Origin of the sequence: Serratia sp. (in: enterobacteria) (genome assembly GCF_046715635.1) — a bacterium.
Lineage (GTDB): Bacteria > Pseudomonadota > Gammaproteobacteria > Enterobacterales > Enterobacteriaceae > Chania.
In genome coordinates this window covers 1-10,695 of record NZ_JBKJYW010000279.1, presented here as the reverse complement: position 1 = coordinate 10,695, position 10,695 = coordinate 1, and the positions used below count along the sequence as shown (strand labels likewise).

Genomic DNA, 10,695 nt, shown 5'->3' with positions numbered 1-10,695 from the left:
CGGTATCGTGGGTGAGCACATGCCGCTTCGGGAAGTGGTGAGTAAGAAGAAAGATGGGGTATTGCGCAGGAATATCAGCGGACTCGATCGGTTCCCTCTTCCCGTGGGAGAGGGTTAGGGTGAGGGGCCATCACTCGATCTGACAAATTAACCTGCCGGAAGACCCAGCAGGCTAACTCTTTAAAGAAGGGCCGAATTAACCTCAGCCCAAATCAACGCCTTAGTGCGCACTCCCCTGCGAAATCCCCAGCCCGGTTTGTGAACGTACAAACTGGGAACGGAATTTCACGCGCTCTTGCTGCCCAACCAACGAATTGTCGGTAACGGAGAAGAACCAGGTGCCGATAAAGGCGACCAGCATTGAGAACAGTGCTGGATATTCGTAAGGATAAATCGGTTTGGCATGGCCGAGGATCTGCACCCAGATAGTCGGGCCCAGGATCATCAGGAGCACTGCGGTTAACAGACCAAGCCACCCGCCGATCATTGCTCCCCGCGTGGTCAGACGCGACCAGTACATGGAAAGAATGATGATTGGGAAGTTACAGCTGGCTGCAATGGAGAATGCCAGCCCCACCATAAAGGCGATGTTCTGCTTCTCAAACAGGATCCCCAGCGCGATAGCCACCACCCCGAGTAATACTACGGTGATTTTGGAGACTTTCAGCTCATCACGCTCGGCCGCTTTACCGTTTTTGATGACGCAGGCATAGAGATCGTGAGACACCGCCGAAGCACCAGCCAGCGTTAACCCGGCAACCACCGCCAGGATCGTGGCAAAGGCCACCGCAGAAATAAAGCCGAGGAAGAAGTTACCCCCCACCGCGTTAGCCAAATGCACCGCCGCCATGTTGTTACCGCCCAGCAATGCCCCACTGGCATCCTTGAAGGCCGGATTGGCACTGACCAACAGGATCGCACCGAAACCGATAATAAAGGTCAGGATATAGAAGTAACCGATAAAACCGGTGGCATAGAACACGCTCTTACGCGCTTCTTTGGCATCACTAACCGTGAAGAAGCGCATCAGGATATGCGGCAAACCGGCGGTACCGAACATCAATGCCAGACCCAGGGAGAGGGCGGATATAGGATCGGAGACCAGTCCACCCGGGCTCATGATGGACAGCCCTTTCGGATGCACCTTCACGGCTTCGGCAAACAAAGTATTGAAGTCAAAGTTGACGGATTTCATGACCATCAGCGCCATAAAGCTGGCACCGGCCAACAGCAGCACGGCCTTGATGATTTGCACCCAGGTGGTAGCCAGCATGCCACCGAACAGGACATACAGCACCATCAATATACCGACCAAGACAACGGCGACGTGGTAATTGAGGCCGAATAACAACTGGATCAATTTGCCCGCGCCCACCATCTGTGCGATCAGATACAGCGCTACCACCACCAGGGAACCACAGGCTGAAAGCGAGCGGATCGGCTTTTGTTTCAGGCGGTAAGAGGCCACGTCGGCGAAGGTATAACGCCCAAGATTGCGCAAGCGCTCGGCAATCAGGAATAAAATGATTGGCCAGCCAATCAGGAAGCCGATGGAATAAATCAGCCCATCATAGCCAGAGGTATAGACCAGCGCAGAGATGCCGAGGAACGATGCCGCAGACATAAAGTCACCGGCGATCGCCAAGCCGTTTTGCAGCCCGGTGATACGCCCGCCAGCAGTGTAGTAATCTTGGCGAGAACGGGTGCGTTTAGAAGCCCAGTAGGTAATGTAAAGGGTGGCTCCGACGAACAGCAGGAACATGATGATGGCTTGGATGTTCAGAGGCTGGCGTTGTACTGCGCCACCAATGGCATCGGCATGGCTTAGGCCGGGCAGGGCCAACAGTGCGGCAGCTGAAAGTAGGCGCTTCATTGCTTCACCTCACGCAGGATTTCAGCATTCAGGCGATCGAATTCACCGTTGGCACGATAAACATAGATCCCGGTTAACACGAAAGAAATCACGATCAATCCCACACCGACTGGGATCCCTCGGGTAATGGTTAATCCGGCACCGAGTGGCGTACCCAGCCACTGAGGATCGAAGGCGATCAGTAAGATAAAGCCGACGTACAGCGCGAGTGTGATCAGTGACAGGAGCCAGGCGAAACGGCTGCGCTTTTGCACCAGCTCCTGAAAGCGCGGGTTTTCTTCAATCCTTTGATAAATATCTTCATTCATCCGAGTTTCTCCAATAGGTATTGAACAAGTACGCCACGCGATACCCTTCCAGCTGGCAAATTGGCGCTCTGCGGGCCGCTTTGACCCATCCCAGCCAAATGTCTGGGATCGGCTTTACTGCAGTTGAAAGCTTTCAGGTATACAGGCCGTTCAGCTGCGCATGGCAGACGAACGGCCGGAGGCGGCGCGGATTAGGATGGAACTTTCATTGATTGTTTCTCTTCCAACAGCTTTTCGACTACAGCCGGATCCGCCAGCGTTGAGGTATCCCCCAGGTTGCTGGTATCGCCGGCGGCAATTTTGCGCAGAATACGCCGCATAATTTTGCCAGACCGCGTTTTTGGCAAAGAGTCGGTCCAATGGAGAATGTCAGGCGTGGCAATCGGCCCGATTTCCTTACGCACCCAGTTACGCACTTCGGCATACAGTTCCGGCGTTGGCTCTTCCCCATGATTCAGGGTGATATAGGCATAAATCGCCTGACCCTTGATGTTATGCGGAATACCTACCACCGCGGCCTCGGCAATTTTGGGGTGGGATACTAATGCGGATTCAATTTCGGCCGTGCCCAGACGGTGGCCGGAAACGTTCAGCACGTCATCGACGCGGCCCGTGATCCAGTAATAGCCGTCTTCGTCACGGCGTGCGCCGTCACCGCTGAAGTACATGCCTTTAAAGGTAGAGAAGTAGGTTTGCTCGAAGCGGTCATGGTCACCGTAGAGGGTCCGAGCCTGGCCCGGCCAAGAATCGGTGATCACCAGGTTGCCTTCGCAGGCGCCTTCCTGCGGCGTGCCCATATTGTCGACCAATGCCGGTTGCACACCAAAGAATGGGCGAGTAGCGGAGCCAGCCTTCAGCTCGGTAGCGCCTGGCAGCGGAGTGATCATGAAGCCACCGGTTTCGGTCTGCCACCAGGTATCAACGATCGGGCATTTTGCGTTACCAATCTTGTTGTAATACCACTCCCAGGCCTCTGGGTTGATTGGCTCACCGACGGAACCCATGATGCGCAGCGAATCGCGTTTGGTGCCTTCGATAGCTTTGTCACCTTCGGCCATCAGGGCGCGGATTGCCGTTGGTGCGGTATACAGGATATTGACCTGATGCTTATCCACTACCTGCGACAGACGGTTTACGCCTGGGTAGTTCGGCACGCCTTCAAACATCAGCGTAATGGCACCGCAGGCCAATGGACCATATAACAGGTAGCTATGGCCGGTAACCCAGCCCACGTCGGCAGTGCACCAATAGACGTCGCCATCGTGGTAATCAAAGACGTATTTGAAGGTCAGCGCGGCGTAAACCAGATAGCCCCCGGTGGTATGTACCACGCCTTTCGGTTTGCCGGTAGAGCCCGAGGTATAAAGGATAAACAGCGGATCTTCCGCGTTCATCTCTTCCGGTGGGCAGTCGGCAGAGACGCCTTCGGTCAGCTCATGCCACCAGAGATCGCGCCCTTCTTGCCAGTAGCCCGGCTTGCCGGTGCGTTGGAAGACCACCACGTTGTTGACGCTTTTCACCCCTGGGTTCTTCAGCGCATCATCGACGTTCTTTTTCAGTGGTACCGCGCGGCCAGCACGCAGCCCTTCATCGGCGGTGATCACCAGTTTGGAGTTGGAATCGATAATACGGCCTGCCACGGCTTCTGGGGAAAAGCCCCCAAAGATCACCGAGTGCACCGCACCAATGCGGGCACAGGCCAGCATGGCGACGGCGGCCTCTGGCACCATTGGCATATAGATGGCTACCACATCGCCTTTTTTCACCCCGAGCTTTTTCAGCACATTAGCGAACTGGCAGACATCATGGTACAGCTGCTTGTAGGTCACCTTGGCCGATTGGGTGGGGTCGTCGCCTTCCCAGATAATGGCGGTTTGATCGCCGCGTTCGGCCAAGTGGCGGTCCAGACAGTTCGCTGACAGGTTAAGGGTTCCGTCTTCAAACCAGCGGATGCTGATATGGCCAGGATCGAAAGAGGTGTTCTTAACGGAAGTGTAGGGTTTGATCCAATCAAGGATCTTGCCGTGCTCGCCCCAGAATGCCGCTGGGTCTTGCACAGATTGTTGATAATACTGCTGATATTGCTCCGGATTGATCAGGGCACGATCTGCAATTGCAGAAGGAATGGCGTGTTTATGCAGTTGGCTCATGGTTTTTCTCCTTAGAATTGTTAATGATATGTCAACTGACGGTTAAGTATAGTTTGCCATGACGGTTTGTTTCTTTTTTGGGCGGCAGATCACGCAACGAAGATGTTGATTTGTAATAGTTACTGTCGTAATTGTGTTGCGTATCTGTTTGGTTGACGGTGAGAAGACGGTAATGGGCGTATTTCTGTTAAAAAAGTTTTTAGATAACTAAAAATATTAAGCGCCAGTCATCGGCTTAGTGGTACAGGAAAGAATATGGCTGTATTAGGGCTGGGTTATATTTTAGCGTTAAATATTCTATTTTAATGATTGTTATAAATAGGCTCTGTCATTGTTAGCTGTAACCTGTCTGTTTGGTATTTTTTCCGTTTCGATGGTCGCCCTCCAATGAAATGTAAATTAATAAATTTATTGAATGATATTTTCATTACTCATTCAGTGTGTGAATTTTTTTGCGTAAAATATGAACGCATTGACGGTGTTCATATAGCGCTTTTATTTCTATGAGTAAACTTTTTATTAACAAAATAGAAACATAAAATGAGACTAAATATGCAAATACAGTGCTGAGTCACGCACTTTTATATAGACTAAAAATCGTCCTATTTAGCCGGTTGTCGATCTGCTCAAGCTAATATTATGTTTTTTAGAACAAGTAATTATGTTGCAATTCGTATTTTTTCTGTTGGTTTTTTGATGGTTAAACGGTGCTAAGCGAGATGAAACAAGACTTGCAGAAACAGGCCTGCAGATGGTACAGATTTATACTGCGTTGCACGAAGGGCAGGCGAATGCAGAAGTTAACAAACATAAGCCCGTAATAAATGATTAAGTATTCCATCCGGTGTCTAGAGTCTGTTAAACACTTTAGTACGGAGTCTTTGAGGACTTTTGGGTATGAAAAATGTAAAAATCAGCCTGGCTTGGCAAATCCTGATCGCGTTGGTATTGGGTATTATCCTGGGTGCAGTGCTGCATAATCAAACAGAATCGCGTGAGTGGATGGTCAGTAATATATTGAGCCCCGCCGGTGATATCTTTATTCGTTTGATCAAGATGATCGTGGTGCCTATTGTTATTTCCACGCTGATCGTCGGTATTGCCGGTATTGGCGATACCAAAAAGCTGGGCCGCATTGGATTGAAAACCATTATCTATTTTGAAGTGATCACTACCATCGCGATCGTCGTGGGTGTGACATTGGCTAATGTTTTTCAACCCGGGCACGGCATTGACATGTCGGCGCTGACCGCGGTTGATATCTCACAGTATGAAAAAACGACGGAACAGGTGCAAAGCGGCTCACATAGCCTGGTGGCCACTATCCTTTCGTTAATTCCTTCTAACGTGTTCTCGTCGATGGTCAAAGGCGACATGTTGCCGATCATCTTCTTCTCGGTGCTGTTTGGACTTGGGCTGTCTTCCTTGCCGAAAGAGACCAAAGAGCCGTTGCTGAAGGTGTTCAAAGCGGTGGCAGAGAGCATGTTCAAAGTGACCCACATGATCATGCGTTACGCTCCGATCGGGGTATTTGGCCTGATCTCGGTCACGGTTGCCAACTTCGGTTTCGCTTCGCTCTTGCCGTTGGCCAAACTGGTGGTGCTGGTATACTTCGCCATCGCCTTTTTTGGTTTGGTGGTTCTGGGGGCTGTTGCGCGATTGTGTAACCTGCGTATCTGGACGTTGATCCGCATCTTGAAAGAAGAACTGATCCTGGCTTACTCAACGGCCAGTTCGGAAACCGTGTTGCCGCGCATTATCGAAAAAATGGAGGCCTACGGCGCGCCAAAATCCATCACCAGCTTTGTGGTGCCAACCGGCTACTCTTTCAATTTGGACGGTTCTACGTTGTACCAGAGTATTGCCGCCATCTTTATTGCACAGCTGTACGGTATTGAGCTGTCGCTGGGGCAAGAGATCATTCTGGTTCTGACGCTGATGGTGACTTCAAAAGGGATTGCCGGAGTGCCGGGTGTCTCCTTTGTGGTGCTGTTGGCGACCTTGGGCAGCGTGGGTATTCCGTTGGAAGGTTTGGCGTTTATCGCCGGTGTCGACCGTATCCTCGATATGGCGCGTACGGCTCTGAACGTGGTGGGCAACGCACTGGCGGTATTGGTGATTGCCAAATGGGAACATCAGTTCGACCGTAAAAAGTCGCTGGCTTACGAGCAAGAGTTCCTGGCCAGTAAAGTGACCCCCGCCAATCAGGCGTAAGTTGCTTCATCTCTTTTTCTCAAAACCCGCCGTTGGCGGGTTTTTTTATTGAATGATGGCCAAATTGTTCCAATACTAGCGCTCTCTGTAAGGCCTGCTCAGGATGAGATTTGCCCAATGAAAAGATATGCGCTGTTGCTGGTGTTGTTATCCCCCTATGTTCAAGGTCAGATGCTGGATGCCAACGATCCGCTACGGCGTGTCATTCTGGATCAGATGCGTGCCAATATCGGCTATCCCACCGATATCCAGTTTGTGGTTAAACAGCTGAGCGTTTCCGGCTCGCAGGCGTATTTCTGCGCCACCGCCAAAACTAATGATGGCAGCGGTAGCGCCAAAATTAACGGCAAGACGGTGGTCTACGATCGGGAACTGCAGCAGTCAGCGGAAGGTTTCTGGACGACGGTGAGCAATTTTGACTCTTATGTCGACTCACCGGCGCAGGCCCAATGCCATAGCACTATTCAAGATGAACCCGCAGCGAGCGGGTGCCAAAACGTCGGTCTTTATGATGCGGAACGTAAGCCGTTGCTGGACGCGGTCCGGCGCAGTTATCAAGGGGCTATTGCCCAACCCAGATTTGTGGTTTCTCACCTGTGCACAACCGGCAAGATGGCGTATTTCTGCGGGCGGCTGGAAGGGGAAGAGAGCCAGGATCGGCAAGGGATGCACTACTACGATGCCATTATGGCTAGAAACGCCAAAGCAGAGTGGCAAGCGCTGATGGTTGAAACCAAGACCGTGGAAAAGTGCAATTTTAGCGGGTCCGCCTCGGCGATCACCGAACAAAAACTGCTGGAGGCGGTGAATCAGCCACTTGCTCATAAGATCGATGACAGCATCAAGGTTGAGATGCTCACCCAGTTCCTGCAATTCCAACAGGCGGTCAAGAAGGCGGATATGGCCTACTTGAAGGCCCATATTGTTTTCCCGCTAGAGAATGTGTCCGATACCTTCCTGGCTGGAACGCCAGATGAACATCAACAGAGCATCACGCCAGCGTTGTTTGACCAATATGCGCAGCAAATCAGGGATGGTCTGAAGGAAATAGCGCTGCTGGGTGTCAATCTCACTAAAAAGCAGGTGACTGATTTCCGTGTGAACTCGTTAACTCCGTTGGAGCAGGCCAGAAAATATTTCCCAGCCGAGGAGGACGGGCGGTTCTATTACAATGATGGGACGAAGAAAGTGCCGGTTGAAGGAACCTGCGATTCGGTCGGTTCTGGTGATTTTGAGGATGGAACGCTTGCCGTATTTATCGGCACTGACTCCAACCTGCTGATCCCTGGGCTGTCAGAAGTTTGCGAGGGAGGAATGCGTGTAGAGTTTACCCTGCAACAAGGTACGTTGATGCTGACCAGAATTGATTTTTTCGGTTAAGCCGCTTACAAGCCTTAACCGGTTCCCAACGGGGCGCTGCATGCTGCGCCCGCCTATATAATCAATCTCTCACTGGCGCTGCATAAATTTACGCAGCGCTATCATGCCGATCATCAAGATGGCACCTGGCAACCAAACCCATAGTAATTCCGACATGATCACCGCATGCCCAGCAGGAGTCAGGTATTTCTCGAGGCTAAACGGCGCTACGCGGATCACCTGCCAGGGTGCAAAGAAACGCTCGTCACTCCATGGCCATAGCCAGCCGACGCCCTTGCCCCCGGTGGTCACCGAATCCAGCAAACTGTGGGATAACAGCGAGACAAACAGGAATAACCAGGTCTTGACGGGGTTAACCTTGAACCCGCGGTAGAACAGCAGTGCCAAGGTGGGCATCAGGAACGCCAACAGCAGTGAATGCGTGAAACCGCGATGGCCAAACTGATTGCCGTAAGCCACGCCGAATTTGAACGCTAATACATCGGCATCCGGCAGCATAGAAAGTACCACGCCCGCGAGCAGCAAGCGGGGCGGTATGATTTTCTGGCCCAGCCCTAAACCAAGGCATAACGGCACTGCGGCGTGGGTAACGATCGTCGGCATAACTCTCTTCCATGATGAGGGGTAACAGTTCACCTATTATGGCATAGCCATATCGGGCCGATCGCCACTTCGCTGCACCATCGAAATGATGATGCCGAATAACTCTTCCTTAGCCTGGGCTGCCGTAATTGCGCCACAGCTGGTGGCGTAGGATAGCCCTTCCGCAGAGCCGAGCATACCCCATAGCGCGGCGTCCTGAAGCTGATTATCGCAGCAGAAGGGGGCAAAGAGCTGGCGGCATTTCTCGGTGAACACCACGGCGTAATCATTCCTGATTTTCTCAAGCTCGGGGGTACCGGCTAATGCAGCCATGACGCTAGGCATTTCACGCCCTTGCAGCAGTACACACTCAATGTAGGAGGTGGCAATCACCGAGGCTAAGGCCTCTAGCTCCGGTTGAGTATTTTGGATAGCTTCATCCATCCGCGCGGTCTGACGATAATCAAACTCTTGATACAGCGCGGCAAACAGGCCCGAACGGTTGGTGAAGTGGTCATAGACGACCGGCTTGGTGACACCCGAGCGTTCTGCCAGGTGGCCGAGGGTCAGCGCTTCGGTGCCTTCTTCATGAATGATTTCCCATGCGGTTGCCAGCAACTGCTGATAACGCTCTTCTCTTGATAGCCGAACTCGTGAATGTGGTTTGGAGACCATAGCAATATTTACCCGTTGACAGAGCTATATACCAAAGGTAACTTACCGACGGTAACTTACTGTTGGTATATAGAGTACGTTTTATACCTCGCCCTGACAATAGGAGTCACCCCATGCACGCGCTCATCGTTGTTTCCCATCCTCTCGATACGTCATTAACCCATGGTGTTGCAGCCGCTATTGCCGAAGGGATAACGGCCGCCGAACCTGCCAATACGTTTGAAATTGCCGATCTCACCCAGGAAGGTTTCGATCCGGTGTACGGTGCTACAGATATCGCTGCTTTCTTAAAAACGGCCACCGTTCCAGCGGATATTCTGGCAGAACAAGCGCGTATCGATGGGGCGGATGCCCTGGCTCTGGTGTTTCCAATCTACTGGTGGTCTATGCCAGCCTTGCTTAAGGGCTGGGTCGACCGCGTGTTTGCCAATGGTTGGGCTTATGAAGAGACCGCCGAGGGTGCCGTGGTCAAAAAGCTGGGGCATTTGCCCGTCCATATTATTGGGCTGGGGGCGGCAAGCAAAGGGGTCTACGATCGTCACGGCTTTACCGATGCTTTTAACGCGCAGATAACACACGGTATTTTTGATTATTGCGGTGCTCAGGTGGCGACTAACGAAATGTTATTGCTGCCAGAACTGGGGGAGCCAAAGGCTTACCTCGATGCAGCGCGTCAGATCGGGCGCACTGTTTTTCAACCCGCTTATGCCGAGTAGTCCTTTGGTTGTCCCCCAGATGTTGGGGGACAACCTTGTCAGATGACAGCGTGGATTATTTAATCCCCAACCGCTTTGCCAAGCGGTGCAGGTTCCCACTGTCCAGACTGAGTTTACGCGCCGTGGCTGCCCAATTTCTATCGCAGTCTTCCAGCGTTTTCTGGATCACATCGCGTTGAAACTGTTGGGTCATCGTGGCCAGATCGGCTTGCATTACCGGTTCGTAGGGGCCGTCATTAATCCTTTCCGTCATGAGTTCCACGTTTAAATTAAAGTGCGTAGGCAGTAGCTCCAGCTCGGTGTGGTTTTGCGTTGCGCGCGCCACTATTGCAGCCCGGTAGATGGCGTGCTCCAGCTCGCGAACGTTGCCTGGCCACGGATACTGCTCCAGCGTAGATAATGCCGCCGAGGTAAGGGTTAATTGCGTCAGACCCAGCTTGATACGGCAACGCTCGCAGAAAAAGCCAGCAAGCAAGGCTATATCGCCCGTGCGCTCGCGTAAGGGGGGCACAGCGATAGGGAATACGCTCAGCCGATGATACAAATCAACCCGAAACACCCCGTCAACCGCCGCTTGTTTAAGGTCGCGGTTGGTTGCGGCCAGAATGCGCACGTTAACGCGTTTCACCCGGTCATCCCCCACGCGTTGCAGGTCGCCATATTGGATCACCCGAAGTAACTTGGCTTGTAGCGAAAGGGACAGCTCGCCAATCTCATCGAGGAACTGTGTTCCTTCGTCCGCCAGCTCAAACTTACCGATCCGATGTTGGATCGCTCCGGTAAACGCACCTTTGACG

Annotated in this window: 9 protein-coding genes; 3 read left to right on the top strand and 6 right to left on the bottom strand. The window is 52.3% G+C overall.

All coding sequences use genetic code 11. From position 1 onward, the window contains the following. Positions 1-220: 220 nt before the first annotated feature. The 3 genes from actP to acs all read right to left on the bottom strand — a co-directional run bounded on the left by actP (position 221) and on the right by acs (position 4,331). The gene (gene actP, locus ACLQ7H_RS13660; RefSeq protein ID WP_411753140.1) at positions 221-1,873 is read right to left on the bottom strand and encodes a cation/acetate symporter ActP; all 1,653 of its coding nucleotides are present in this window, start codon (positions 1,871-1,873) and stop codon (positions 221-223) included. Further along, positions 1,870-2,181, bottom strand: coding sequence for a DUF485 domain-containing protein (locus tag ACLQ7H_RS13655; protein ID WP_411753139.1), 312 nt, complete (start codon positions 2,179-2,181; stop codon positions 1,870-1,872). Before ACLQ7H_RS13655 ends, actP begins: the two co-directional genes overlap by 4 nt. Before the next feature lie 191 nt (positions 2,182-2,372). Then, the gene (gene acs / locus ACLQ7H_RS13650) at positions 2,373-4,331 is read right to left on the bottom strand and encodes an acetate--CoA ligase (RefSeq protein WP_411753138.1); all 1,959 of its coding nucleotides are present in this window, start codon (positions 4,329-4,331) and stop codon (positions 2,373-2,375) included. A gap of 897 nt (positions 4,332-5,228) precedes the next feature. On the opposite strand from acs, the gene gltP reads away from it, so the two are divergent. After that, positions 5,229-6,545, top strand: a complete 1,317-nt coding sequence (gltP, locus tag ACLQ7H_RS13645; RefSeq protein WP_261262864.1) for a glutamate/aspartate:proton symporter GltP — start codon at positions 5,229-5,231, stop codon at positions 6,543-6,545. Between the two features lie 117 nt (positions 6,546-6,662). Continuing rightward, positions 6,663-7,925, top strand: a complete 1,263-nt coding sequence (locus ACLQ7H_RS13640; RefSeq protein WP_411753137.1) for a hypothetical protein — start codon at positions 6,663-6,665, stop codon at positions 7,923-7,925. Positions 7,926-7,994: 69 nt separating this feature from the next. Here the strand turns inward: ACLQ7H_RS13640 and ACLQ7H_RS13635 are convergent, their stop codons facing one another. Beyond that, complete coding sequence (locus ACLQ7H_RS13635) at positions 7,995-8,528, bottom strand: metal-dependent hydrolase (protein WP_411753136.1); 534 nt, start codon at positions 8,526-8,528, stop codon at positions 7,995-7,997. A gap of 36 nt (positions 8,529-8,564) precedes the next feature. Beyond that, positions 8,565-9,182 (bottom strand): TetR/AcrR family transcriptional regulator, encoded by a 618-nt coding sequence (locus ACLQ7H_RS13630; protein WP_411753135.1) that lies wholly within the window; start codon positions 9,180-9,182, stop codon positions 8,565-8,567. 113 nt (positions 9,183-9,295) lie between these two features. Here ACLQ7H_RS13630 and ACLQ7H_RS13625 point away from each other — a divergent pair, with 113 nt between their 5' ends. Then, positions 9,296-9,898 (top strand): NAD(P)H-dependent oxidoreductase, encoded by a 603-nt coding sequence (locus tag ACLQ7H_RS13625; RefSeq protein WP_411753134.1) that lies wholly within the window; start codon positions 9,296-9,298, stop codon positions 9,896-9,898. A 55-nt stretch (positions 9,899-9,953) separates the two neighbouring features. Here the strand turns inward: ACLQ7H_RS13625 and ACLQ7H_RS13620 are convergent. Then, on the bottom strand, positions 9,954-10,695 hold a 742-nt coding region (locus ACLQ7H_RS13620; RefSeq protein ID WP_411753133.1), incomplete at its 5' end, for a sigma 54-interacting transcriptional regulator.

Bases quoted from the DNA above. Each gene is read 5' to 3' on its own strand.
- actP (WP_411753140.1), bottom strand. From the start codon at position 1,873: ATGAAGCGCCTACTTTCAGCTGCCGCACTGTTGGCCCTGCCCGGCCTA.
- ACLQ7H_RS13655 (WP_411753139.1), bottom strand. From the start codon at position 2,181: ATGAATGAAGATATTTATCAAAGGATTGAAGAAAACCCGCGCTTTCAG.
- acs (WP_411753138.1), bottom strand. From the start codon at position 4,331: ATGAGCCAACTGCATAAACACGCCATTCCTTCTGCAATTGCAGATCGT.
- gltP (WP_261262864.1), top strand. From the start codon at position 5,229: ATGAAAAATGTAAAAATCAGCCTGGCTTGGCAAATCCTGATCGCGTTG.
- ACLQ7H_RS13640 (WP_411753137.1), top strand. From the start codon at position 6,663: ATGAAAAGATATGCGCTGTTGCTGGTGTTGTTATCCCCCTATGTTCAA.
- ACLQ7H_RS13635 (WP_411753136.1), bottom strand. From the start codon at position 8,528: ATGCCGACGATCGTTACCCACGCCGCAGTGCCGTTATGCCTTGGTTTA.
- ACLQ7H_RS13630 (WP_411753135.1), bottom strand. From the start codon at position 9,182: ATGGTCTCCAAACCACATTCACGAGTTCGGCTATCAAGAGAAGAGCGT.
- ACLQ7H_RS13625 (WP_411753134.1), top strand. From the start codon at position 9,296: ATGCACGCGCTCATCGTTGTTTCCCATCCTCTCGATACGTCATTAACC.